This is a genomic window from Natrinema sp. HArc-T2, assembly GCF_041821085.1.
GTDB lineage: Archaea > Halobacteriota > Halobacteria > Halobacteriales > Natrialbaceae > Natrinema.
Window position 1 is genome coordinate 61319 of sequence record NZ_JBGUAZ010000007.1, and the last position, 23497, is coordinate 84815.

23 protein-coding genes and 1 pseudogene are annotated in these 23497 nt (G+C 52.3%); 10 read left to right on the forward strand and 14 right to left on the reverse strand.

Features of this window, described 5'->3' with window-relative positions; all coding sequences use genetic code 11:
* Positions 1-173: 173 nt before the first annotated feature.
* From ACERI1_RS15895 to ACERI1_RS15905, 3 genes are all read right to left on the reverse strand, one after another.
* On the reverse strand, positions 174-1397 hold the full coding sequence (locus ACERI1_RS15895; RefSeq protein ID WP_373619445.1) for a tyrosine-type recombinase/integrase: 1224 nt from the start codon (positions 1395-1397) through the stop codon (positions 174-176).
* An 873-nt stretch (positions 1398-2270) separates the two neighbouring features.
* On the reverse strand, positions 2271-4010 hold the full coding sequence (locus ACERI1_RS15900) for a DUF2254 family protein (protein ID WP_373619446.1): 1740 nt from the start codon (positions 4008-4010) through the stop codon (positions 2271-2273).
* A 52-nt stretch (positions 4011-4062) separates the two neighbouring features.
* The gene (locus ACERI1_RS15905; protein WP_373619487.1) at positions 4063-4206 is read right to left on the reverse strand and encodes a hypothetical protein; all 144 of its coding nucleotides are present in this window, start codon (positions 4204-4206) and stop codon (positions 4063-4065) included.
* 83 nt (positions 4207-4289) lie between these two features.
* Here ACERI1_RS15905 and ACERI1_RS15910 point away from each other — a divergent pair.
* The 4 genes and pseudogenes from ACERI1_RS15910 to ACERI1_RS15925 all read left to right on the forward strand — a co-directional run bounded on the left by ACERI1_RS15910 (position 4290) and on the right by ACERI1_RS15925 (position 6943).
* Positions 4290-5120: pseudogene (locus ACERI1_RS15910) on the forward strand (IS5 family transposase).
* A 223-nt stretch (positions 5121-5343) separates the two neighbouring features.
* Positions 5344-5544, forward strand: a complete 201-nt coding sequence (locus ACERI1_RS15915) for a hypothetical protein (protein WP_373619447.1) — start codon at positions 5344-5346, stop codon at positions 5542-5544.
* Between the two features lies 1 nt (position 5545).
* On the forward strand, positions 5546-6541 hold the full coding sequence (locus ACERI1_RS15920) for a hypothetical protein (RefSeq protein WP_373619448.1): 996 nt from the start codon (positions 5546-5548) through the stop codon (positions 6539-6541).
* Positions 6542-6544: 3 nt separating this feature from the next.
* A complete protein-coding gene (locus ACERI1_RS15925; protein ID WP_373619449.1) occupies positions 6545-6943 on the forward strand; it encodes a hypothetical protein in 399 nt (132 codons plus the stop codon).
* A 141-nt stretch (positions 6944-7084) separates the two neighbouring features.
* On the opposite strand, the gene ACERI1_RS15930 is transcribed toward ACERI1_RS15925, so the two are convergent.
* Complete coding sequence (locus ACERI1_RS15930; RefSeq protein WP_373619450.1) at positions 7085-7786, reverse strand: IS6 family transposase; 702 nt, start codon at positions 7784-7786, stop codon at positions 7085-7087.
* A 497-nt stretch (positions 7787-8283) separates the two neighbouring features.
* On the opposite strand from ACERI1_RS15930, the gene ACERI1_RS15935 reads away from it, so the two are divergent.
* Positions 8284-9135, forward strand: coding sequence for a ParA family protein (locus ACERI1_RS15935; protein WP_373619451.1), 852 nt, complete (start codon positions 8284-8286; stop codon positions 9133-9135).
* The gene (locus ACERI1_RS15940; RefSeq protein ID WP_373619452.1) at positions 9132-9581 is read left to right on the forward strand and encodes a hypothetical protein; all 450 of its coding nucleotides are present in this window, start codon (positions 9132-9134) and stop codon (positions 9579-9581) included. The genes ACERI1_RS15935 and ACERI1_RS15940 overlap by 4 nt, the downstream gene beginning before the upstream one ends.
* A gap of 209 nt (positions 9582-9790) precedes the next feature.
* Here the strand turns inward: ACERI1_RS15940 and ACERI1_RS15945 are convergent, their stop codons facing one another.
* Complete coding sequence (locus tag ACERI1_RS15945; protein ID WP_373619453.1) at positions 9791-10129, reverse strand: DUF6788 family protein; 339 nt, start codon at positions 10127-10129, stop codon at positions 9791-9793.
* A gap of 823 nt (positions 10130-10952) precedes the next feature.
* Here ACERI1_RS15945 and ACERI1_RS15950 point away from each other — a divergent pair.
* Positions 10953-12209 (forward strand): orc1/cdc6 family replication initiation protein, encoded by a 1257-nt coding sequence (locus ACERI1_RS15950; protein WP_092935400.1) that lies wholly within the window; start codon positions 10953-10955, stop codon positions 12207-12209.
* A 495-nt stretch (positions 12210-12704) separates the two neighbouring features.
* Here the strand turns inward: ACERI1_RS15950 and ACERI1_RS15955 are convergent, their stop codons facing one another.
* The 4 genes from ACERI1_RS15955 to ACERI1_RS15970 form a co-directional block, all read right to left on the reverse strand.
* Positions 12705-12905, reverse strand: a complete 201-nt coding sequence (locus ACERI1_RS15955) for a hypothetical protein (RefSeq protein ID WP_092935398.1) — start codon at positions 12903-12905, stop codon at positions 12705-12707.
* A complete protein-coding gene (locus tag ACERI1_RS15960; RefSeq protein WP_175542248.1) occupies positions 12905-13069 on the reverse strand; it encodes a hypothetical protein in 165 nt (54 codons plus the stop codon). The genes ACERI1_RS15955 and ACERI1_RS15960 overlap by 1 nt, the downstream gene beginning before the upstream one ends.
* A 158-nt stretch (positions 13070-13227) precedes the next feature.
* The gene (locus ACERI1_RS15965) at positions 13228-13788 is read right to left on the reverse strand and encodes a hypothetical protein (RefSeq protein WP_373619454.1); all 561 of its coding nucleotides are present in this window, start codon (positions 13786-13788) and stop codon (positions 13228-13230) included.
* Positions 13789-14080: 292 nt separating this feature from the next.
* On the reverse strand, positions 14081-14818 hold the full coding sequence (locus ACERI1_RS15970; RefSeq protein WP_373619455.1) for a hypothetical protein: 738 nt from the start codon (positions 14816-14818) through the stop codon (positions 14081-14083).
* A gap of 74 nt (positions 14819-14892) precedes the next feature.
* Here ACERI1_RS15970 and ACERI1_RS15975 point away from each other — a divergent pair, with 74 nt between their 5' ends.
* From ACERI1_RS15975 to ACERI1_RS15985, 3 genes are all read left to right on the forward strand, one after another.
* The gene (locus ACERI1_RS15975; RefSeq protein WP_373619456.1) at positions 14893-15690 is read left to right on the forward strand and encodes a succinylglutamate desuccinylase/aspartoacylase family protein; all 798 of its coding nucleotides are present in this window, start codon (positions 14893-14895) and stop codon (positions 15688-15690) included.
* A 187-nt stretch (positions 15691-15877) separates the two neighbouring features.
* The gene (locus tag ACERI1_RS15980; RefSeq protein WP_373619457.1) at positions 15878-16210 is read left to right on the forward strand and encodes a 2Fe-2S iron-sulfur cluster-binding protein; all 333 of its coding nucleotides are present in this window, start codon (positions 15878-15880) and stop codon (positions 16208-16210) included.
* Between the two features lie 322 nt (positions 16211-16532).
* Positions 16533-17192 carry a queuosine precursor transporter gene (locus ACERI1_RS15985; protein ID WP_373619458.1) on the forward strand — a complete coding sequence of 220 codons (660 nt, stop codon included), beginning with the start codon at positions 16533-16535 and terminating at the stop codon, positions 17190-17192.
* Positions 17193-17252: 60 nt separating this feature from the next.
* On the opposite strand, the gene ACERI1_RS15990 is transcribed toward ACERI1_RS15985, so the two are convergent.
* From ACERI1_RS15990 to ACERI1_RS16010, 5 genes are all read right to left on the reverse strand, one after another.
* The gene (locus ACERI1_RS15990; protein WP_373619459.1) at positions 17253-18404 is read right to left on the reverse strand and encodes a BREX system ATP-binding domain-containing protein; all 1152 of its coding nucleotides are present in this window, start codon (positions 18402-18404) and stop codon (positions 17253-17255) included.
* Entirely contained in the window at positions 18401-19300 is a 900-nt protein-coding gene (locus ACERI1_RS15995; RefSeq protein WP_373619460.1) for a hypothetical protein, read from the reverse strand. The genes ACERI1_RS15990 and ACERI1_RS15995 overlap by 4 nt, the downstream gene beginning before the upstream one ends.
* The gene (locus ACERI1_RS16000; RefSeq protein WP_373619461.1) at positions 19297-20331 is read right to left on the reverse strand and encodes a tRNA-guanine transglycosylase; all 1035 of its coding nucleotides are present in this window, start codon (positions 20329-20331) and stop codon (positions 19297-19299) included. The genes ACERI1_RS15995 and ACERI1_RS16000 overlap by 4 nt, the downstream gene beginning before the upstream one ends.
* An 80-nt stretch (positions 20332-20411) precedes the next feature.
* Entirely contained in the window at positions 20412-21113 is a 702-nt protein-coding gene (locus tag ACERI1_RS16005) for a DUF6884 domain-containing protein (RefSeq protein ID WP_373619462.1), read from the reverse strand.
* A 2-nt stretch (positions 21114-21115) separates the two neighbouring features.
* Positions 21116-23320, reverse strand: coding sequence for a queuine tRNA-ribosyltransferase tRNA-guanine transglycosylase (locus ACERI1_RS16010; protein ID WP_373619463.1), 2205 nt, complete (start codon positions 23318-23320; stop codon positions 21116-21118).
* Positions 23321-23497: the final 177 nt, after the last annotated feature.

Consider the following 23497-nt stretch of genomic DNA (forward strand, 5'->3'; position numbering starts at 1 on the left):
GCCATCGATCGGCCCCTCGAAGACAGTCCACTCGTCGCCGTCGTGGGCAGCCACGAGCCACTGTTGACGATCGTGATCGTCGACAGCGATCAGTTCGTCGTCGAAATCAAGTATGAGATCGACCACTAATTAATATTCTAATATTAATACGTTGGATCTATTGAAGCAGGTGGCTATTTTGAATCGAATGCTTCCGCAAGCCGATCACGCATGTACTCACGGCGATACTGTCGCCGTTCGGTCTCCGAGAGATAGTTTTTCAGTACGACACTCGCGTCCGAGCTGCCCTGATCCGCTGCGATCGCGTCGAGATTCTCGAGCAACTGCTTTTGGGCATTCGCATACGCCGTATACCAGAACCGCCGGCCCATTTTCGAGGTTGGCGTCTCGCCACGCACCCGAACCTCTGCTCGCTCGGCGACGCGCTGAAAGCGTGCCTGTATTGTCTCACCGACGACGTGACCGCTGTCGGCCCGCTTCGAGGGGAACAAGTGGCCCGACCATTCACGGTTGGCGCTGCCAAGCGCATCGGTTCGATCGGCCAGCGTCTCACGCCCGTAGAGCAACGCGACTGTCCCGGGTCCGTTCTTACGTTCCTCGAAATAGATGTGTGGATCGTCACCCTCGAGGACGAACTGGGAGACGTGCAACGATGCAACTTCGTTGCGACGCAAGCCCCACCCACAGAGGGCCAGTACCAACAGTTCCTCGTCGGGACTCTCGACGACGTCGTACAGCCGCCGTACCTGCGTACTCGACAGCGTGGGGTTGTCGGGTTCTGATCGTTCCCACCCATACTCCATGTCGATGGTCTCGGCAGGATTGTACGCGGCTTTCCCACGGCGCTGGAGATGTTCGTAGAACTGCGAGACGTCCCCGAGATAGCGGAGCTTCGACGCCTCGCTGTTTAAGTCCAGATCTAGCTCGTCAAAGACTGCAAGCACGTGTTCGATTTCATCGGCTCGGTGCTCGAGGTCGTCAAGGCGATCGGCAAGATCGGCGCTGCCATGCACGTCTCGATACAGGCGCGCATAGGTGGCAAGCCGCGAGCGTTTCGTCTCGACTGTGCTGTCCGCGAGATTGCGTCGCCGAGACAGCGTGCGGATATACGACTCGAGTTCGTCGATAGACGTCTCATCGTCGATACCCCACTGGTAGCCCTCGCTGTCGTCCTCGAAGTAGCCGACGGAGCGAAGGAACTCCGTAAGCGTCATGTCGTGTTGTTCGCGCAGGGCGTCTTGGAGGCCGCCGTAGCCCGCCTCGAGGAGGTCACTGTACGAGGGTCGCTCGGAAAGATCGACGCCGGCCCGTCGGAGGTCGGGTTCGATTTGCTTGTTCCAAAACGAGCGGAGTTCGTCGGGGGATTTGTGCGACCAGCGGATTCGTTCGCTACTCATCGGTTCTCCACTCGAGAAGGCCGTTTGCTCCGGGGTCTGGTGATTCTAAGACTGCCATTTCTGTACGTCTCTGTTTTCGTGACAGTCACTAATAGTTATCATGTATTTAGTTGTCGCCACTGGACAACTAATCTACACTCTATAGCCGAGAAAGTCGACTAAGTGGTGTAAACCACATATCGCTACATAAATCTCCGTCAAATCTGAACGGGCGGCTTGTGTGTCGAATCCGCCGAAAACAGCCGTATCGAGATTCAGCAGGACAGATCGAGGGTTGATAGCGGCGCTACGGTTTTACTGGCAGGCATAGCCATCCTCCGTGCGCTGCGCAAGATCCTGGTGTACGAGCGAGGTAAGAATCGGCAGCAGCATAAGTTTCGGCAGGACCAGCATCTGCTGGAGTTCGGTCGTTGTTGCCTCCTCTGTCACGAGGAGCGCCAGATAGGAGAGTTTAGCTTGAAATGATCGAGCTTGGATACTGCTGTGAACTTCTGTTCGGATACCCCGATGTCTTGTGAACTCGTGAACATCATAGCCAGCAAAACCGGCAACGACTTGATATATAAATACATAGTAATATCCGTGTACACGCTTCACGGTATTCATCACCAAAGAGTGTTTTCTGGTAATGTCTATGATAGCACTAGAGGTGCGATCAGGGGGTAGACGGTCTCGCGACCAGCACCATCTACTCGGTGCGGCATTTACTCATTTGTTCTTCTACCGCATCTCGCTCTTCACGGTAGGTTGCAACATCGCGAGATGTCAAGGAGCGATAGCCCAGAACTCACGTCTCAGCGCTATGCGTGAACGACCAGAGGATCAACGGGAATAGCCATAACCGCATTACGGTCTCTCGGGATGTGCGTTGACTTATTCTGAATCTTCGTCCTCGGCTGTATCCTGCTCAGCCGATTCGGCTTCCTCTTGGAGCATCTCCGCGAACTCAGATTGACCGACAAATCCACCACCGATACCGGCTGCTAAGACATCCTGCCGATGACTGAGCCAATCCTCGAACGACTTATCTGTATCGGTATTGAATGTGTATTGATACCCAGTCTGGGGCATCTCAACCGGGTCAACCGTCTGTCTGAAATTCAGCCACTGGGTCGGGTCTATCTCCTCTGCTAAGAGTTGTTCAATCACGGAGATGATCTCGTCGTCCGAGACCTCACGACGCAACACCGGATTAAACTCCTCCATGACGCCGTCTGGAGTTTCGTTCGACAGGTACTCGAGATAGAGAGTGGTACCGATCCACAGCTGTTTGAATGAGTTTAATCCACTATCAGAAAGCTCCGAGATAGCTTTCACCCAGCCGTAGCCGACATGCCCCCAGTCGGGGAAATTCACACCAGTTTTCAATTCATAGCGGAGAAATGCACCTGTGAGCTCGGCAACGGAAATATAGACCGCTTGGAGAGCGCGAGCTTCCGAATACGAATCGTGGGCACGTCCTGGATAAGGTGAACTCCAGTTTGTAGTGTCGTCATCAATCGCATCAGCTGTCGAGTCCACGAGTTCCCGCAAAGTTCCGGGGAAGTAGTTGATGACCGCGCTTGTGTACCTTCGATCGTAGTTTTGATTCTCGTCTCGGACGTGAACCGAGTTCGCCAGCTGCCATCCCAAGTAGCGCGTCGCCTTACCTGTCCCCTTCCACAGACCAGCCTCAGCAGCGTTTTGTAACACATCCTTCGATGACTCGATCGCCTCTCCCCGCACTCGTTCATCGATACCGTCATAATCCAAATCGAGAACGAGATCCGAGAGCCCTCGCACAGGGAGGAGAACGGGTCGATCCAGCGATTCGTCAACACCAGCCTGCCCGATTGTCTCCAGGGAACTCACTACCTCGGTCGCGCCCTCCTCTAATTCCGTCGCAACAGCGGTCTCACCGGTACTCGTGAGTCGATTCGTACAGAGGTCCTCTAATGAGTCGCCGACAGGTGCGGCCTCCTCAAGCATCTCTACAGAACACTCCGCTAAGAGTTCGCTCACCCGTCGGCTGATGATATCTAACCCAAGATAGACGGCGGCAGCATCTCGTTCATTGATCTGTGAATTGATGACGGACAATACAACAAGGAACGGATCCGGTTCACAATGATCATCACTTGACGCCTCTGCTTGATCGATAATCTGAGAAGCAGTCAAATCGTCCTCCAGTCGATCTAGAATTCCCTCAGGAGTACTCTGTTCCAGGGTGCGGTCGACAAAGTCGAAGAGTGAAACAAACGAGACAATCGCCAGAAGTCCGGAAAAATACATCCACAGCTCTATCCAGAAGTCGTCTACATACCCGTAAGCGAACAATCCCAAGAGACTGATGCCGATCGAGACAGCGAATACCCCGACTGTTCGCAGATAAATCGTGTCCGAACGGAAGAGGTCGGGGAGGCGGGGAGAATACTGTGAGGTAGACAGCTGAACGCCTAAGATCACCACCGAAAAGACGATCGCGAAGATCGAGGCCTGAATCCCTGCCAAGGTAGAGAAGATCGACGTCCCGACGGCTGAGAGATCCATATTCAAATAGTACGCATAGACAGGCGGGATCAGTAGCGCCAAGACGAGGGGATAGCGGAGTTTATAGAACGTCTCGTTACGCATTCAGTTCAATTGCGAGTTGGCTGGTATAAGACGTTACTGGAGTCCGGGGCAGTCAATTCACGGCTCTGGGATCGTAGTAATCGTCGATCAGCTCAAGCGCTCGTTCAATAGTCCGCTCGTCGTACAGCGTATCCTCCGAAACAAGACTCACCCACTCAGCTTGATTTCGAGCCGATTGTCGAAGCAGCCGTTCTATTTGCTCGGCTCTATTGAATCACTAGACGGCGTCAGGATAAGTCGGTAAATCGAAGGAGTTGAAGCGGGTGAGTGGCAGTTTGGATGAACGTCACTACCCGCTTCACTGGAGAAATGGTGTCGCTGGCCAAAAGTTATTGCGACGATCGGGACGAAACTGCCGCCGCTTTCCGGCGCGGCAGTTTCGCCGAATATGCGATTATTTCCCTCCACGGGCTGCGAATTTTCCTCGATGAGACCTACGAGGTGATCATTGAGCGGTTAGAGGTAATGCTGCCAATTCTGGAGATCGTCGGCCTTGATCCCGACGAACTGCCGCATCCATCGACGTTGAATAAGTGGTTCGACAGGATCGTCATGGAGGTGTGGCGAGTGCTGCTGCGCCACTCGGCGCAGCTGCACGATCCATCGCCACACGTCGCCGTCGATACAACCTACTACGAGCGGTCTCCGGCGAGCAAGCACTAATGCGACCGTACGAACTACTGCGTTCAGACCATCGAAGCGACGAAACTCGTTGATACTGAGACGCAAGCAATCTTAGACGTTCACTGTACAACCACACGAGAAGGAAGCGATGCGGAGGTGTGTTTGCAACTCGCCCGCCGATACGCGGGCGAGTTGCGAATGCTTGCTGCCGACAAGGGCTATGACAGCCAGCCTCTGCGTGATGCTCTTCGAGAACCGGGTATACGCCCTCCCGTGAAACATCGTGTGTTTGCTCCGTACGATCATGCTCACAACGCCCGCATCAACGACGAACTCTACAACCAGCGATCAATGACTGAAACGACGAATTCCTCGGTCAAGCGCTCGTACGGCTCCGCCGTCCGAGCGCGTGAGTGGTATCGTGAGTTCCGTGAGATTGTCCTGATGTGTCTCGTCTACAATATCAAACAGTACGTAACCCCGTGATACCAACGCCGTATAGCGATTCAATAGAGCCATGTAACGTATACCGATATATGGTTTGTTGGGACAGGGGAAAGTGAACCAGTATATGGTCTGATCTCCCTGCTGCATCAATTCCACAGACCAATAAGAATATTACCCGTGCCAAATTAGCCTGTAGCAACAGGAGCAGAGAGATCACACTATGTCCCCCACTATCACATTTGGCCAAAGTGCGGCTGAAACAGTGGCCAGTGAATTCGGACTTGAGGTCGGAGAAGATGGCTATCTCGTCGATGAAGAAGGCGATCCCGTCATCCCTAGTGGGAGCGATGAGCCGATGACTCTCGAGGAGTTTGCCGGGACGGGTGTTGGTTCTCGGGTATTCATAAAGGGCGATTTCAACTCCGTCTCAGAATACGTCGAAGAGCACCGTTCTGACATCTAAGATGGCGGATAGCGGAGAAGAAGAAAACGCGAATCTCGTTGAGACAGCCATCCGGCTGGTACGATCTGAACAGGTTATCGCAGTCAAGGACCGAGTCTTCGAGGTTGCTACGAGAGGATTCAGGGCTGTATTTTCACACACAATCTCCGCTGACGAGGGGCCGAAGACGATCTACAATCAGGATGTTCTAGAACATCCAGAGCAAGAGATAAAGATCGTCGAGAAGGGTGAGAGCATCGAACCCTTCCAAGAAATTGAGGTCGATGGTGAAACGGTCATCGAGCTCAATCTCGACGCCTTTAGTGAGGAAGGCAAGCGAGAAATTCTGGACGAGGTCATACCAACGGAAGCTGACCAGGGACGTTTTCTCAAACACGAACAGGAGCAAGAATTTGAGGTCGCCGAACAGGCCCGAAAAGATGAGAAGACCAACGAGATTTTGGACTACTTCTCATCGTATCTCTCTTCTCGCCAACTGAAGCTACTGCGTAGAAGCCAAAGTATCCGTATTGCCTGGGAAAGAGAAGATCGATATACTCCCCGGCGAACGATGCAAAAATGGAAGAACGATCTGAAGCAACAATTTGGCGACTCCGCTAATATTGTCTCAAACTTCTGTAGCTCTGGTTACTACGATGAAGGAGGAGTTCTTCGGCACATTATGGACGACCTCTCCTCTGAATACGAGGACCCCGAACAGATACAAGAAGAATACGAGGAGATCGTACTAGAACATCCCTTCGTCATCTATGTTGGAAGATACGATACTCCAGAAAGAGTAAAAGAGCAAGCCCGAACACGCATATATGAGTACGATTCACACGTATACACAATCCCATACATCGATATACGCGCTCAAGGACGCGATAATAGACAGACTGCGGAGCAAGCACTGGAACGGCTTGAAGAGGAATTTGCAACCCTTCCAGTCGAAACAATCGAAGACAATCGAGAGTTGGTCTATCGTATCGATCCAAAAAGTGCGGAGCCCCTTTGAGATATGTCCGCAAGCGATCTCAACGACCTTCTCAATACCCCAAAGCTGTTTCTTTTCCTGCCAGCAGTCAACCACACACTGCTGGTAGCCACGACGAGCCGGAGCTATGAGTTTGTTCTCTGTCTGCTAGCCGTCGCTTCATCAGCTGTTGTTTATAATATACTGGACGGGATTCCCGTTGATCAGGCAGACAAAGTGAGCCTCTCAACGACAGCAATGTTTGTAGCGAGTGGTGTTGTCTGGCTCGTGACTTTAGGGTTCAGTCTTCTCAGACTCAAAGACGCCTTTCCTCAACAGTGGATACTCCACGAGGTGCTATTCTTTGGGACGGTCGGATTCGTTTTCGTCGTTCTAAGTCACCTCTTTTTGCTAACTGAGGAAGAATATGAGAACGTCCTTTGATTTGGGAAAGAGATCCTCAAGTTCGTCCTCACTCGAGGGGTCAGACGTTCTCTATTGACGGACATCTTGAGGGAACGGACAACACCCAGTGAGAAGAACGGTAGTGGTGAAAGTAGTGGAATTAAAGAAATCTAGACACTGCTAGATTGAACCCTCCTGTTTGAGTGCTTCAACTGGCTGCTGATTGTCGAGTGCTTGATGACTGCGGTGGTGATTGTAGTAGGCTGTGTAGGCAGTCAGCCAGCGCTCGGCGCTGGCCTGACTGCCGTTCCATGTTTCGTGGAACCGCTCGATTCGCATCGTATAGGTCTGAAAGAGCTTTTCAACGATGTTGCGGTCAGTATAGTTGAGATTGCCGCTGAGATTAGTTCGGGCAAGTGCAGTCAGGTAGCCCATGCCATCAACGAGAAACACCGCGTCTGCGACGCGGTGTTTCTCTTTCAGTTCCTCTAAGAACTGTTCAGCGGGATCTCGGCCCCTGTGCTTCGAAAGTCGTGCATGGAGTACGACTTTCGAATCGACATCAATCGCAGCGTAGAGCCACGCTTTCTCTTCGTTCCCGAGTTGAATCTGTTTCTCATCGACCGCGACACGGTCTGGCTGTGCTGTGAAGTCTTGCTCGTAATAATCAGCGTAGGCTTGGTACCAGTGCTGAATCGTGGCTCGGCGTCGTTCGACGCCGAACCACTCACAGAGGTCTCGACACTCCGCTAACGAGGCTGCTCCAGCATGGGCAGCGCACGCCGGCCTGATCAGCCAGGCTGGCGTGCGCGTCCGATCACTATCCAAAAATTCCACATCAGAAGAACCCGTTACATCGACTTGGAGTTCTTCGAACAGCATGTTCCCACTTCCCTCGAAGAACTCCGCTCAGTTCAACCTCAATCTAGCAGTGCCCCTTCCCTGTATGAATGATTTCCTAATCGTGTTCTCAGGAAGGTATTCGATTAGACTAGTTGGTTAGGCCATTTCATTAGACCATCCAGATGGTTTTTTCTCTTTTAGGATTATCGCGACATAGAACCAAACCATTCAGATAGGATAATCGGTTAGGCCAACTCAGTAGCCCATCTATAAAACTTCATTTTACGAGAGGCGTGTTAGTCAGTTTCAGACGCGGTCTGTTCTACATATGAGTGCTCAAAGAGGCAGCAGAAGCAGTCTTGGAACAGTATTCGGGAAGTCAGTTGGACAGAGACCGGTCAATTGAAGCCACCATGATCTATGCCGGCGTCTAGGTAAAGAGGTGTATTTAGGTAGACTAATCGGTTAGGCCAATCAATAAACCCACCTGGGAGGACTAGCGAAAAACTATAATCAATCAGTTCATCCGATAATACATGCTTACTTATGCCACGTATTCGGAGGCTGGCGGCGTTGGAAAGACAACACTTGCTGCATCACTCGCTGACGAACACACCCGCGTCGGTCGCAACGTCCTAACAGTCGACCTTGATCCACAGTACGGATCGCTGACTCACTTACTCGGCGTCGATGCCCCACGCGACGATGGCGACGCAGACAACTTGGCTCGCCATTTGATCGACCGGCCGAAAGGAGACTTCAACGAACTCATCCTCGAGACTGATTTCGGGTTCGATGTCGTCCCAAGCCACAACATGATGGAGCGACTCGGTGATCTCCTGACTCGAGCCGAGCAGATGGCCGCCGATCTCGACGAAGACTTTGATCCAACCGACCAGTTGCGACGTGCGCTCCTCGAAGCTGGCGTCCCCAGCGAGTATGACACAATCATCATCGATCCGCCAGCAACTGCGGGACCTCACCTCTACAACGCAGTGAACGCGACGCGATCGCTAGTGATCCCGATCGAACCGACGGGGAAAGGGATGCAAAGTATCTACGGCCTCGAAGAGCTCGTCGACGGCCTTGAAGGCACCATCTCGAACGGCGATGAGCAGGTCGAGATCGGAGTCCTCGCGGGAGTCCCGAACGGCATCGGTCGAACAAGTGACCAACAGGAGTACCTCGAGGAAATCCGTAACCGCGGCTATCCAGCACCGGTCGCGATTCGTACTCGGGAGTCGCTATTCCAAGGCTGCTGGAAAGAGCAGTGTACTCCTCGCTACTACGTTGAGCACCACCGTGGTCGGAAACGCGACCATGAGATGGAGACGCTCGAGAAGTTAGAGCAACTGGCTGCAGAGATCACAGAGGTCGGTGAACGATGAAGAAAGGTGCTGGCAGCGATCCGTTTAGCGATAACGTCGACAACACGGATGACCAGAACGAGAAGGAGGACGTCGACGACGTTGTCGATAATGCCCTCGAAGAGGAATCCGAGGATGAAACGGTCACTGACGATGCCGCTATCGAGGAAGTAGTCGAGGCTGCTAACGACGAAGTCGTGCCAGAGCTCCCTCAATCAGGCCGTGATGATGGCGGTGTACCTTGGGTCTATACGCGGGACAACGTCAAGCAGGAGCGAGATATGGTCCAGTTCTATCTTCGTAGCGGCGTCCAGGATGTTGAGGGAGAACTCGTTGACGCGGTCGAAGACGAACTCGGGACCAGCGTCTCGAAGACAGACGTTCGAGAGGCTGCGTATGTCGCTGCGATGCGGCGGCCAGAAATCGTCGCTAAAGAACTCGAACGCTGGGGCTTCGAGACCGAGTGAAGATTTGGAGAGTCAGTCAGCGCAGCGTTAGTTTTTCGCGACGGATCAAGCCATCGTTATCCTATTTTCGTGCTCTCAAGATTCGCGTATTGTTTGTCAGTCCAACAACCTTTGAAGACCCAGAGGGAGCACCTCGAGTTCACGAGTTCGACGCCGCACGAATCAGTAGCCGATCCTAGGAGCAGCCATAGTGAAACCCATACGGATTTTCATTCGGATATTGGACCTCTGTAATCCCACTTGAGGCTACCACCCTTACGACTGACAACGTACTTGTACGGACCATGCAGTTTGCCACGCTGACATTTGCAGTTGTCTTTGCCACAACTTACCTTCTTGATCACTACGGTCCCTTCGCTCGATTCTTTGACGGTTTCGATTGACTCGTCCTCTCCAGCGTCAATGTCCTCGGTGGCGATGTCCCGTCGATATGCGAGCAGTTCGTTGATCCAGTCTTGGAGAGCCTGCAAACTCTCGTCGTCTTGCTTTGGGACACCCTCGGCGAGGTACTGTGGAAGGGAATCGGGAGCATCAGGACGAGTTGGCATTGTCTTACCAAACAACAGAGGCAGTATCAGAATAAATGTTTGGTAAGACTGCGTTTGTCCCCTCCACTATTTCCGAAGCAATCGCCACTGAGAACACCTCAAGACAGAGAGTATTGGAGAATCTGATTGCATCGGAGATGGTGGTTTATCTATAATACACACCATTGTTTCCGAAGCTATAGACAGAGGAGCCTCAACCCCTCCACCAGTTCCGAAGCTTCGCGTAAGTTGTCGTGAGAATCTGTAAGTCGAATGTTAGCGGTGACGGTGAGGGTGCTGTATCCCCGATCTCAAGAAGCTGTGGAAGACAGTGAGTAGGGCAGGGTAGTTCACCTGGGGATACTCATTGAGAAGACCGGAACAGATCCGCAGTGAGTGAAAGGAGGACAACCCTCCACCGTTTCCGGAGCTTTTGCTAAGGGAGCGTTCCGAGAACCCTCACTCCACCGTTTCCGAAGCTATCTCAAACAAAGGAGGTGGTAGTACTAGAAAAGAGGTTTATATTACCGGAAGATCCTATGATCCACATATCGTGAACTACTAGAAAGCAACATATAATATATCTATAGTGTAGTTGATCCGGCAGTGCGGTTACTGTTTTACTCACTTTCATTTAAATCTTGTTCTTCTAATAGACCCTCTCGGAAAGAGGGGGTCCCTTTTCAAACGAAAGCTCCGGAAACAGTGGAGTGAGGGTGTATTATAAAGTACAAGGGCTTAGGAAATGGTGGTGTAGGGCTGTTTTATAAGTATCTGAGCTTAGGACGCTTCGGAAGCTAAGGAAGCAGTGGCTTTATCATGTCATGTTGTATTGTAATCTCTCATGGGGATGTTCCAGCGAGATCGTCAAGTGTTCGCGGATGCCGAACCGCTTGACGACTCGTATGAGCCTGAGGATATCCGTGAACGAGACGAGGAACTCGAGAAATACCAACGAGCTCTCCAACCGATCATCGATAACCGTCCGACATCGAACATCTTCCTGTACGGAAAGACGGGAACGGGAAAAACCGTCGCGACGAAATTTATGCTATCGCACTTGGAGAACGATGCTGCCGAGTACGATGATGTTGATCTCTCAACCGTCTGGGTCAGCTGTGAGAACCTGTCCTCGTCTTACCAGGTCGCAGTCGCACTCGTAAACGAGCTTCGTACAAGCCAGAACAGAGACCGCATCAGTACTACCGGCTATTCCCAGCAACGTGTCTTTGATATCCTCTACGAAGAACTCGATGCACTCGGTGGTACCGTTGTCATTGTCCTCGACGAGATCGACAACATTGGAAACTCCGATGATATACTCTATGGACTTCCTCGAGCGCGGTCGAACGGTTATGTCGGCAACGTTCGCCCTGTGATCGTCGGTATCAGCAATGACTTCCAGTTCCGGGATAATCTCTCGCCGAAGGTCAAGGACACACTCGCTGAAAAGGAAATCCTCTTTCCGCCATACGACGCGAACCAGTTGCGCTCGATTCTCGAACCACGCGCTGAAAAAGCGTTCTATGATGACATCCTCGATGGAGACGTGGTTCCGCTTTGTGCAGCCTTTGCCGCTCAGGACACTGGATCGGCCCGACAGGCGATCCGTCTGCTTCGTGAAGCTGGAGAACTGGCTCAGGCTGAAGATGCCGATATCGTGACCGAGGAGCACGTCCGGGATGCTCAAGACGAACTCGAGAAGAACCAACTCTATGAAGGGATGCAAGAACTCACGACACAGGGGCATGCAGTCCTCTGTGCACTCGCTTATCGCCAGGCGCTCAACGAAGTTCCTGTCCGATCTCGCGATCTTTACGAACGGTATGTGAAGATCTGTGATAGACTTGATGCTGATAGTGTGAGCGAACGGCGTGTTCGCGATCACCTTTCAGATATGAATATGCTTGGCCTCATCAACGTCTATGAACGGAACGAAGGGCTCTCAGCCGGTCGTTATCACGAGTATGAGCTTGATGTCCCGTTAAACGCAGTTCTCGAGGTTCTTCTCTCGACGAACCGGTTTGAAGAGGTGGCAGACATCATTCAGTCGATGGCTAATGACAACAATCTTCTTCAGTCAGATATCTCTGATTATTGAGTCTGGAGCTTCGGTGATTGGAACAGTTCGGTAGTCGCTGAAAGCTCCGGAAACGACGGAGGGTCCGGGCTCGCTCAAGAGTTCTGGAGATCGCGGAGAGAGCTCCATTACGAATTGCGGTGGTTCATAAAAAACTCTAGTAATAATTCTGCTCGGAAAAACTCAACCATCACTGATATTGGTCAGTCTCGTGACTATTGAATAAACAGATTGCATCGGCGACTGTTGTTTCGTCCAAATACCCCCTCCACCGTTTCCGAAGCTATAGACGGATTTTTCAACCTCGTTACAAGTTCCGAAGCTTGACCGTGGTTGTCGGCAGCCCTTCGCAGTGGTGTGATGAGCACTAATCCAGTTCATTGATAGTTCGCCAAGCATCAAACGTGAACCACGCTGAACGAACCGCCTTCCAGTGCTTCAAATGGCATTATATCGGCTCTGAGTCCATGTTCTGGGCTTTCTTCTATACTACCTGTAGACCCGAAATGTTCGATATCATCGTTCGAGTACCTCAACATCTGGATTTGTACCCGTTGATCCGGCGACCGCTTTCGCACGCTCGAGTTCACGGATCTCTCGCTGAGCCTGTCGTTCGAGCAGTTCGTTCCGCCGACATCGTTCACGAGCCACGTCGTCGACGACGTCCTCGCCACCGATCGTGAAACGCTTGCCACGGTGATCGATCTGCTCGAGCATCAGTACCGATCCTCGGCTTCGTCCACTGCAGCATCTCGAGCGTCCGCTTGGAGGTGCTCGTAGCGGACCTCGCAGCTGTCCGAACAGAACCGACCAGCATATCCTGCACGATCACGAGCAGGTTCCGAACACGTCGGCATCCGGCACTCGTCGCGGTCAGTCATCTGGCGATTCCTCGGTTCAGGACCTGAGTCGTTTCAGTGGCTGTCGATGTGATTGCTATCTCTCTTTGTCTCATGGGTTGCTGCGGCGGACTCCTTTCGAGGCCCCGCACCCCTTTCGGGGGGTAGAAACCGTCTCGAGTGCCGAGATCACTCGACAGTCAGCGGCTGAACGTGCCATCCGGCGCAGGGACAAGTCCCGTGCGGATCTCGAGGTCGACACGCCGAAGATGTTTGCAGCCGTTGTCTGGCTGGCGCTGCTCGAAATCAGGACAGGTACACGTTGTTGCCTCGATATCGACCTCGTAGGTAGCACCACTCTCACTCTCGACCTCGTAGATCGGGCCCATTGTCGCAAAGCGGACGTCCAACTTCTCGTTCAGTGCACGGCGCGTTCGTGGGTCGTCGATCGAGTATCCACTTGCCTCGAGTGCGGTCGGTGGCTGGGGGTTGTCACAGGGGGTGGTGAACTCGTCGCGATGGTTGCGCTCTTGGCCGCACTTTCTGCAACGCCAGTAGCGTGTCCGATACTCGTAGCCATCTGTGGGATTGAGTTCGTACGGTGTTGGTTCCATACCTGGCAGGCACTCGTCGATCGCGACGAGTTCGTGTCCGTTCAGTCGGGCAACGTCTCCTGGATAGCTGCGGTCTCGGTCGCTCGTATACTCGTTTGTCGGTCGGTCTCGATGCGAGTCGCTCTGGAGTGGTCGATCTGTACTCATTCGTGGCCTCGAGGCACACGAGTGTGCGCCTCACCCTCTCAGGCGCAGAAAAACTGGTTTGTCATGCTTGGTCGAACGACTACTGGTAGCGGATTGGCTCGTTGAGCAACGTCAAGGACTTCGTGAGAGCAGAGCCGTCAGCGCGCACTGAGTACGAATTCGATCCGCTACTGTGTTTGGTCGGCAGTCGAGCAACCGTTCACTTCTTCTTGGCTGAGCCAGACTGTCATGTCGTCACGTTTCTCGTGCTGTTTTAGTTTGAAATAATATATTAAGAGAGTGATATTCAACCTCAATTGTTTAGCCTTACAAACTCAGACAACATGTATATACAGAGATAGTATGTGTACTGTTTGTGTATATATACAGATACAATAACAACAAGCGATAACCCAATCGCGTAGAAGATAGCTATAATACAACTATTAACCCAATTTGACTCTGATATATATATTGGATCGTATGGGAGTAATCCAGTTTGTTGAAGTAATATTATGATGAGTGTAGAGAACCCAACAAAAAAACATGCCGTCACTAGGCTTCTGCATAACATGCGAACGCTGTGATGGATTTTTGCTGGAGAATTACCACCTGCCCATACTTGATTTAGCATATATTGATATGCCGCATTCATCGCTCCTTTATCAAAATCGTCCCCCTGCTTCATTCTATATGTTTGTCCATGGTCTAAATCCAAAGCAGTGTCCAAATGCGAAAGGGATTTATCCACTATTGCCCTGTCAATATCAGATTTGTTTCTAGCCCACAGAATCTCTTCATTTCGAATTATTTTTGTGAAGACATCTACTGAATCAGTTAGCCCTGCTGAACCTCCTATCAGTTCTCCAAGGCCGTTAAAAAACATTCCGAGAGTAAAGGAGACTACAGTCAGATAGATAACAAAGCCGGTTAGCTGTGGTGCTATCCCTGTAGGAAGAAAAGGGTAGAGAAGAGCAGAGGCAAAGACACCAGGGATTAGAACTCCAAAGAAGGTGAATTTATCAAATACACTGGACTGTGATAGGGACATGTTCCTACTATGTAGGGAATCCCAGTAAAACTCTTGATCCCTGGATTAGTGTTTTAAGTGTTCTGGGAGATTACATGCAGCAGACGAGTATGCAAGTGAGAGAGACTGCTACCAAACCAGCGGAATTCTCAATTGTAGTTTGTCTTCATGGAGACGAGACAGGCCCAAAAGCAGGCGTTGAGAGATTATGGGAAAAAGAAGGAATAAATGATCTTCCGCTTAAATATATAGTTGCTAATGAAAGAGCAATTGATAAAGACGTAAGATATATTGAAAACGACCTAAATAGGGCATTCCCAGGCGGAGATGAAAGTTCATACGAATCTCAATTAGCACAAAAGATATTAAATGAAGTTCGCGGGACTAAAGTGATCGATCTACATACGACTCATTCTGGCCAAGAACCATTTGCTGTTATTGGTCAAGTAAATTCCACTGTTAAAACATTAGCCTCAGCGACAGGATTAGATAAGGTTGTAGACCAAAGTATCTATGCATCAGGTGGATTGGTCCAGCACGTAGACGGGATCTCGGTTGAGTGTGGACAAGTAAACGACGAGGATGCATCTGATAATGCCTATGAAATCACTAAACAAATATTGACTAATTTTGATATATTTTCGGGAGACACTACAACTTCGAATCCAACAGTATATCAAGTATATGACTCTATCCCTCGACCAACTTGTGGTGAAATAGAGATCATTGCTGAGAATTTTACAAGGTTAGAGCCCGGTGATGGTATTTACAGGCATGATGGTGAACAATTCTCCTCTAATGAGGTATTTTGGCCCGTTTTACTCGCGAAAGAGGGATATGATGATATTCTTGGATACAAGGCCAAACAGAGGGGATCACTTTCAGATTACTGACTTGAGGATAACATAGAAATTCACTCTTTGATGGTGGCACGATCCCTCGTGCCGTCGTTGACGACCCGAGTTATTTTCCCGCTGTTTGCGAGTATGAAACAGTCTGGGAATGATCTCTGATCGCTGAGCTGCCGAGTCGCTATCAAATGGTCAAACGTATTTGTGCGTAGGGGTGGCAGCGTTCTGTATGCCCACAATTGAATTCGAGGGTGACACGATCGAGGCCAACACCGGCGACAACCTCCGTCAAACACTCCTCGATGCCGAGCTCACCCCTCACAACGGGAAAGCACAATACACGAACTGCCGCGGCAACGGGATCTGTGGAACGTGTGCTGTCGAAATTGTAGAGGGCAAGGTCGCTGATCCCGCGGAGAAAGAACTCCGTCGTCTCAAACTCCCACCTCACAGTCCCGACTCCGGACTCCGGTTAGCGTGTCAAATCCCGATCAAGGATGACCTCGTCGTCCAGAAACACCCAGGCTACTGGGGCCAGAAAATCGAACACGATGATATATGATCAGGGTGTCATAGAATTTTTCGCGCATTTCGTCTCTTTGATTCGGTCGGGAAAGATATGACTCTCCTCCGTCAAAATGAATTTGATTCTTTCAGCGGCGCTTGAGGTTGCTGGACTCGCAGATTGATAGGAATATCTGACAGAGAATTCGTCCAGATCGAGACAGAGTCCTAATGACCGTCTCTTTAACTGATCAACCAATAAGACTATACCCTCCAGCCCTATTCTACAAATATGATCCAGGGAATATCAAAAGCTCCTTCGAATAGCATCCAGATACTCGAGAGCGAACCGATGTTCCAGATTGGGAAGGTGGTTCTACATGCAAACTGAGGGCACGCGAGCGATTTTCACCGCTATTTTCGCGGGCTCGATCGTCCTCGCCAATATACTAGCAGCGAAACTGACATGGGTCGAATTGCCTGTGATCGGTGGCGTCGCGGTCCCAGCAGGGTTCGTCGCGTTTGGTGTCGCCTATCTAGCGTCAGACTTGCTTGTCGAGTACCACGGACGCGAGTACGCGGCGTCGGTCGTCAACGGGACTGTTATCACGCTCGTTGTAGCGTATACGCTGGTCTTCGTCGCAATTTGGATGCCGACAGCACCGTTCTACGATGGACAAACGGCATTTGTGGCGACGCTTGGTGACTCGGCATCGATCATCCTAGCGTCCGTTGTAGCGTTAGCAATTGCTCAGCACCTGGATGTCCGACTGTTCTCGAATCTCAAGTCACGAACAGGCGGTCGACATCGATGGATCCGAAACTGTGGCTCGACAGCTGTCAGTCAGGGTGTCGACACAGTCGTGTTTATCGCACTCGGATTTGCGATCTTCCCTGCTCTCGGACTCGGTGGTGAACCAACGTGGGGATGGGCACTGCTCTCGATCATCGTCGGTCAGTATCTAGTCAAGTTGCTTGTTGCACTCCTTGACACCGTTCCGTTCTACGCGGTGACGGAAGTTGTTGAACAGAAAGCCTGAGAGGAAATTACGAAACTAAGAATACTATGTGATCTCGGGGTACGACCTCAAAGACACCAATCAGATCGATTCTTCGACGAACTCAGCGGTGATCTCTGACCGCTGTTCTCGTGCTGCTGCGTCAAGAAGTCGGCTACACACGGAGAGAACCTGACGGATATTCCCTTGGGATCGCTGCAAAATCATGTCCAAGCCGTCCTCCGTGAACGGCTGGACTCCGGATTCTTCCCGTCTACGTTCTTGATTGAGATACTCCTCGACCAACTCATGGAGATGCTCGTTCGTCAGCGGCCGAAGTGCGACTTCCTGACCGATTCGTTCGCTAAACGCGTGATACTCACTCATCACATCCTGCCACACCTCTGGCGCACACCCAAACAATAGACAGAGTCCATCGCTGTTCTGATCCATCAGATGGCGAATGCTGTTCAGCGTCGCCTGCTCGTCTTTGGACGAAAGTCGGGCGATACTCTCGAATTCGTCGATGAAGACAAACACAGCCGTATACCCTAACTCGAGCAGCAAGTTCTTCAGCGCCGTAAACGCCCGCACGCCCATTGTATCGTCGTCAAGGGCAGTATGGATCTCCATCTCTTTTCGCTGCTCGTATCGAATCCCTTCAGCTGTGAGCCACTGCCAGGCGTACAGATTCGTATCCTCGTACACCATGTGAACGATCGCTCGAGCAAAGTCTGCGAACTGCGTCACGTCACTCAATCGCTTGATGGCTACAGGAACGATCTCGGAGAGAAGCACATCTCCATCGTCGATCAGCGAACGCATTGCACTCGCTCCAACTGGGTTCGTCTCGGTAACGTCCTGAGCGATCGACGCGAGATACTCGTACGCGATATTTTGTACCTCAGCGAAGCCGAGGTCGTACATGAATTCGTGGTAGATATCGACGAACCCCTCTCCCGGCTGAGCAACGTAGCCAACGACGACATCGTCTTGATCCCGAAGGAGCGACCGGGTGTACTTGAGCGTATGCGATTTGCCGTTGCCGTACTTTCCAGTGACGACGAGGTGTTTCGACTTCCCCGTTGAGAGGGTCGTTGAGACTGTCGAGCTGATCGTGTTCGTCGCTTGCTCTTGGCCACAGTAAATTTCTGGATCTTCCGCAGGGACGGGACTATACGGGAACGGGTTCCCTGTGAGTCCGAACTGGTCGTAGTCTTGCGTCTCGTCGGTGATGTCGAAGGCTTCGCTCATGGGTCTGGTGTGAATGTGATGTCGCGGTCGTACACTGCGAGGTAGTAGTACTGTTTGTCGAACTGTTCGAGACCGGCCATTACCTGTTGCGTCGATTGCGAGGTCGAGACGAGTGACTCGCCGTCTGTGAGCTCGATTTGCTTGATGCCGAGTGCTGAATCTTTGGCCTCCGTGTCTAGTGGCGCCCCCGAGAGCTCGAGTTTGCCAACGTTCTCCCGGCAGAGTTTCGAGAGGCCTCGATCAAACGCCTCTCGAGGACATCCAAGCCGTTCACAGGTTCGCTCTCGGAGCCGAGGAATCGAGAGATAGCGCTGTCGCAGGTCGACACCAGCTGTCTCTTCGAGATCATCGTAGACCTCGAGGAGGACGTACTGGAAATTCGGCGGCACGGTCTCTCGATCGACGGTGTAATAGTCGCCCGTGAAGGCGTTTCGTTGAATCCCGCCGAGTCGTTCGCCCCAACTGCCAACGACCTCGATTCCGGTCTGGTTGAACGAATAGGGCGAGAACTCGTGTGCCTCTTCGAGGTGTTCGAGCAGTTCATCGGGACCAACCGGCTCGAGTTCGGACAACGACTCGGTGAAGGCACCATAATGCGGGCTTCGAACGGCTAAGATTTCATCCGCTTTCGCCCAGTCTTCGTTGCGGACTGCGTTCAGAAACTCCTCACCGACAGGGGTCGTCCGATAGATCGCGTCCTCATCACCTTCTCCATCGTATTCTTCAAGAAGCCCAATTCGAGTCGTCTCGAGGATCGTCTCACGCGCTCGGCGATGTGTAATATCCAGCGCCTCTTCGACCTCGTCAGTCGTTTTCCCTGCTGTCTCACAGAGATGGGTCAGTTCTGTGAGCCGGCCAAGCGTAACGGGACGGACTGTCGGACGTTCAGACGTCACGCTAACCTCCGAACTTGCTGCTTGGCGATTCTGTACGCCCGTTGTGTCACCTCGTTGCCCTGGAATCTGAGATCGAGATAATTCTCGATATCCTTGCCAGCAGCCGCGACGTACCGAAACCGACGTAACTCCGCTGCCAGGGCCCAGAGATTGTGTCTGACCAATGCATCGCGATCGTCTCTGATATCATCAAGCGTTCGAGAACCGCAGACGGGACAGGGACAAGGAAGGTATTCGAGATCGTCGATATTCCACAGTTCTTCGCCGCCGAATCCGGGAAGCAGGTAGTTTCGATTCCCGGCGCTTCGAATGAAGGCGGATGAGTCGAAACTGTCGACACCGAGATACAGCAAGAGCGGTTGATAGACCAGGCCGCCAAGCCCGTAGACGTGGAGGTGTTTGTCCGTCGCAGTGCGCGCGGCCAATACTAGCTTCGTGACTTTTTCGTAATCTGACCGAACAGGAACAAGACTCCCAAGCGCGTAGCCATCAAAATCACCACGACTTTCTAGATACTGGATGCTGTTTCGAAGCGTCTTGGGGTCATACCCATGGACACTTGCGAGCAGAAGTTCGTCACCGTCGTGGTGATCACTTGCCTCTAACGCGAGTTCGATACTCTGTTCGATTCGGCGTTGGTTCTCCGCTGCTCGATTTTCCCGCGAGAGGGGGATATCCACCGTCCCGAAGATATCTGCGTCGAACAACCGTTGGGTCTCGAGTGTTTCTCGAGGCGTCGTGTCTGGTTCTGTTTGACTGAAATCGTATCCGCCGCTATCGGCGTAGACGATCGTATGCTCCGGGACATCCATCTCCTCTCGGAGTGATACTCCATTGGTTAGCCGATTCCACATTGGGTCCCGGTTCCTGATCGCCCGGGCGTTGATCATCGCGGTCGGGAGATCCGGAATCGTCCCTACGTATTCTGGTGTGTTGTCACTCGATCGCTTCCCGAGATTTCGGACGGGAAAGAGAACTGGAGTCTGCAGTTCTCCATGGGGAAGATCGAGCACCCGTTGCCGGTACAGCATCGGGTTTTAGCTCAGCTGGTCGCCTCAAGGTAATGGTCATACTATGACACGAAATGATATATTAGAACTAGATACGGGATCTAGAAATCGGTCAAGTCTTGCTGCGATGTCGGCTCAGAGAGGCACGCCGATTCCACATCGTCGAGTGAATCAGGTTCATTGTCGTAAGCGAGATTGTTCGCGAAGTTTTTCAGGTAGTTCCCCTTGAGCGCGACGACGATCGTCCCTTGTTCCTTCGCTTGTTCGGTGCGTGCTGGGATCGAGATGACGTTCTCGTATTGATCTGCCACCTCTTCTTGATTGAACGTCACGCCGAATGTGTCGGCCGGCAACGCAGACAGTATGTCGGACAAATCCAAGGCACGATAGTAATCGCTCCCGAGTGCGAAGAAGACGATATCATAAGAGGAAGATGTGATTGCGTCACGTGTTCGCTCCGAAATCTCGAGGGAGGCCGACCATGAGTCAATCTCACTTGCAGTCATCTCTGCAAAAGTGGCGTTGTACGGTGGGAGGTCCTCACGCTCTGCAACGAGCCCGAATCCGGCACTGATGAAATATCGATCGACGGTGTGGCCATCGGCTCGAAGCGAGTCGACCGCTTCACTGATGTACTGCTGCTGTCGGCCATCGTAGAGTTTTCGTGCCGGTACACTGACGGCTTCATCACGAGCACGAAGCGCATCGAGACCTGTGTCGTCGATCTCGGCCGCGTCGAAGACGGCGCTTTCGTCCGGGTATGATTTGCTGTTCGAACATTGGTCGATAACGAGTATATCCATGATCAGAACTCCATTAGCCCTTTTTGTACCATAAACTCCGGCAGGAACTCGCTGTCGTATCCGAGGCGGTCGAGAACAGCCGTTCGGAGTTCCTCCGTGTTCGCATACGATTCGACAACGCATCCATTGTCTTCAATCGCCTCAATCACGTCCTGCGAAACCGTCTCCTCGGGGTCGTACAGGAATGCGTTCTGGTAACGTGCGCAGAACTCGCCGACGGATGTTGCCATAGCTTCCGAGTCGTATGAAACGGTTTCTGTCGGCTCGGCCCACCACTCGTGAACGCCAGTTCCGCTTATTACGCCTACTTCCGCTACCGGTAGATCGTGGACATCGGACCAGAAATCCGTTCGTTCCGTGAGGAGGTGGGTTTCGACCGTACTGTTCTTCGTGATCGCATCGGTCGCCGGCGTTATGACGAGTGTTTTCGGCAGTGCTTCTCGGAACTGATCGTAGAACCGTTTCGTGTTATGGAAGCCGCGGCGCCGGTTGCGATTGTTCGCACGGAAGATCGCGACTTCGATCCCGAATTCCTCACAGATTCGGCAATCGCAGTCTCGCCACGGCTTCTCTCGAAGCAGTGTCTTGTACTCCTCGAGTAAGTTCTCGTCGCCGATCCACGACGCGTAATCCTCGACGAGTTGCCAAACCTGATCGAATGTCGCAACTTCTCCTGAATACTCCTCACGCTGCTCGATCTTGTCCGCCTTTCTCGGGAACGTTCCCTCGAAATGCTCTCGAGCAGTGTCGATCAATGTTTGGTACTCTTCAAAATCGACCGGCGATTCAGGATCGTCTTCTCGGAGTAGTTTGATTATCTTTTTCCGGAAGGGGCGGCTGAAACTTGCCCGCAGCTCGCGGCCGTGGTCGTAGTCATCGCGGAAGTGCTCCTCGATATCGCGGAGGAGACGTTGATCATACTCGTCGTCGTGTCGATGGGCTTCTAGATAGGGAGATAGGTCGTTGAGCGCCTGCTCTGCTTCAGCGGCCCACTCTCGAATCGCTTGTGAGATAAATTCATTCTCGTCGAAGGCACGCAGCGAGTGAAGCAGCTCTTGTCCACGGAGTGCAGTTTGGAGTCGCTTGTCAAGCGGATCCCTGTTCGATCCGAACCGAACACGAAGCGCGTCGTAGCGCTGCTCGCTGTCGAGATGGTAGTTGTCGCCGCCGGTCCAGGCTGCCCGAAGCATGCTCGCACTGTCGAAACTCGACATCCCGGTTCGCCCGACTGTGTCGAACGCATCGGTTTTTGCGAAGCCGAACACGTGTGTGTCGACTCTCGTCTTGCGGGCTCGCTCGTGCTCTTTTACTGCGTTCCCGACGCCAGTAACGATATCACGAATCCTGCTGGCATTGGTGCCCGCGACGCCACCGATTCCAAGATATTGGTATCCGAGGTCGAGTACTTGATCTGCGGCTTGTGCGTACGACATCGGATCCCAGCCCTGGATCGCAACCATGAGACGGAAGGAATAGTCGTTTGCGTCGTAGAGTTCCTTCATCTCCGCGGCGTTTTCGAGGGTTAGCTGGTACCGGAACTCCGTGTCGTCTTCTCGGTAGACGGCCCGCGGATCGTCTCGTAGTCGTTCAAGTACGGCGGCTGGATCGCCTTCGAAGTCTTCTGGCTCAAACGGGGCGACCGACGAGACATCGAAAATCGTCGAATCGTGATCGTCGACGTATTCCGGCCACTCCGTCGGCCATTCGTCGATCATAACGTCGACTTCGTCAGTTAACTCTTCGGGAAGGTCACTCGGTGTGAGAGTAGAGTCAGCGAACGCACGCTTATCCAGATAGAGTCGGGTTTCGTGATCAGAGCTAAGCACGAGGTGATCAATCGTCACGCCGACTGTAACATCGAGTTCGTCGTAGAACGCCAGCATCTCGTCGTTCCCGTAGGGGGGGAACGGGAGCGATTTGTAACCCCAGGCGCCGCAGTCGCTGATTGTTGGGAGCCAGTCGGGTACGTTGAGCCCCGATTGTTCGGAGTAGACACCGTGAGATGTGAGTTGGTCGAACTTCGTCGCACTTTCTTCAACTTGTTCGCGTGAAATGAGAACGCCGTCTATCGGGGTCGTTTCGTAGTCAAAGATGTCCCAGATATACTGCAACTCTCGCTCGTCCTTTCCGAGTTCAGAATGTTCGTCGTGCTCGAAATCGTAGTGAGCGTCGACGTTATCATCCCATTCAGGGACGTAGAATCTCACAGATGATATTCACCACGACATGGTTGCTCGCTCTCGCATATGAATCTCCCCATCCCGTCGAACTGCCCTTCGTGAGGGGTTCTTGACTAATAGCCTGATTTGTGTCGAACCCTCAGCATGTGAATGTCCTATTCGTTCTAGGGGCAGAATATCTTTGTCTACCCATCTCCTTTGGGT

What these genes read in the sequence shown, in the direction of transcription:
- ACERI1_RS15895 (WP_373619445.1), bottom strand. Translation starts at nt 1,397, where the DNA reads ATGAGTAGCGAACGAATCCGCTGGTCGCACAAATCCCCCGACGAACTC.
- ACERI1_RS15900 (WP_373619446.1), bottom strand. Translation starts at nt 4,010, where the DNA reads ATGCGTAACGAGACGTTCTATAAACTCCGCTATCCCCTCGTCTTGGCG.
- ACERI1_RS15920 (WP_373619448.1), top strand. Translation starts at nt 5,546, where the DNA reads ATGGCGGATAGCGGAGAAGAAGAAAACGCGAATCTCGTTGAGACAGCC.
- ACERI1_RS15925 (WP_373619449.1), top strand. Translation starts at nt 6,545, where the DNA reads ATGTCCGCAAGCGATCTCAACGACCTTCTCAATACCCCAAAGCTGTTT.
- ACERI1_RS15930 (WP_373619450.1), bottom strand. Translation starts at nt 7,786, where the DNA reads ATGCTGTTCGAAGAACTCCAAGTCGATGTAACGGGTTCTTCTGATGTG.
- ACERI1_RS15935 (WP_373619451.1), top strand. Translation starts at nt 8,284, where the DNA reads ATGCTTACTTATGCCACGTATTCGGAGGCTGGCGGCGTTGGAAAGACA.
- ACERI1_RS15940 (WP_373619452.1), top strand. Translation starts at nt 9,132, where the DNA reads ATGAAGAAAGGTGCTGGCAGCGATCCGTTTAGCGATAACGTCGACAAC.
- ACERI1_RS15945 (WP_373619453.1), bottom strand. Translation starts at nt 10,129, where the DNA reads ATGCCAACTCGTCCTGATGCTCCCGATTCCCTTCCACAGTACCTCGCC.
- ACERI1_RS15950 (WP_092935400.1), top strand. Translation starts at nt 10,953, where the DNA reads ATGGGGATGTTCCAGCGAGATCGTCAAGTGTTCGCGGATGCCGAACCG.
- ACERI1_RS15955 (WP_092935398.1), bottom strand. Translation starts at nt 12,905, where the DNA reads ATGCTCGAGCAGATCGATCACCGTGGCAAGCGTTTCACGATCGGTGGC.
- ACERI1_RS15960 (WP_175542248.1), bottom strand. Translation starts at nt 13,069, where the DNA reads ATGACTGACCGCGACGAGTGCCGGATGCCGACGTGTTCGGAACCTGCT.
- ACERI1_RS15965 (WP_373619454.1), bottom strand. Translation starts at nt 13,788, where the DNA reads ATGAGTACAGATCGACCACTCCAGAGCGACTCGCATCGAGACCGACCG.
- ACERI1_RS15970 (WP_373619455.1), bottom strand. Translation starts at nt 14,818, where the DNA reads ATGTCCCTATCACAGTCCAGTGTATTTGATAAATTCACCTTCTTTGGA.
- ACERI1_RS15975 (WP_373619456.1), top strand. Translation starts at nt 14,893, where the DNA reads ATGCAGCAGACGAGTATGCAAGTGAGAGAGACTGCTACCAAACCAGCG.
- ACERI1_RS15980 (WP_373619457.1), top strand. Translation starts at nt 15,878, where the DNA reads ATGCCCACAATTGAATTCGAGGGTGACACGATCGAGGCCAACACCGGC.
- ACERI1_RS15985 (WP_373619458.1), top strand. Translation starts at nt 16,533, where the DNA reads ATGCAAACTGAGGGCACGCGAGCGATTTTCACCGCTATTTTCGCGGGC.
- ACERI1_RS15990 (WP_373619459.1), bottom strand. Translation starts at nt 18,404, where the DNA reads ATGAGCGAAGCCTTCGACATCACCGACGAGACGCAAGACTACGACCAG.
- ACERI1_RS16000 (WP_373619461.1), bottom strand. Translation starts at nt 20,331, where the DNA reads ATGCTGTACCGGCAACGGGTGCTCGATCTTCCCCATGGAGAACTGCAG.
- ACERI1_RS16005 (WP_373619462.1), bottom strand. Translation starts at nt 21,113, where the DNA reads ATGGATATACTCGTTATCGACCAATGTTCGAACAGCAAATCATACCCG.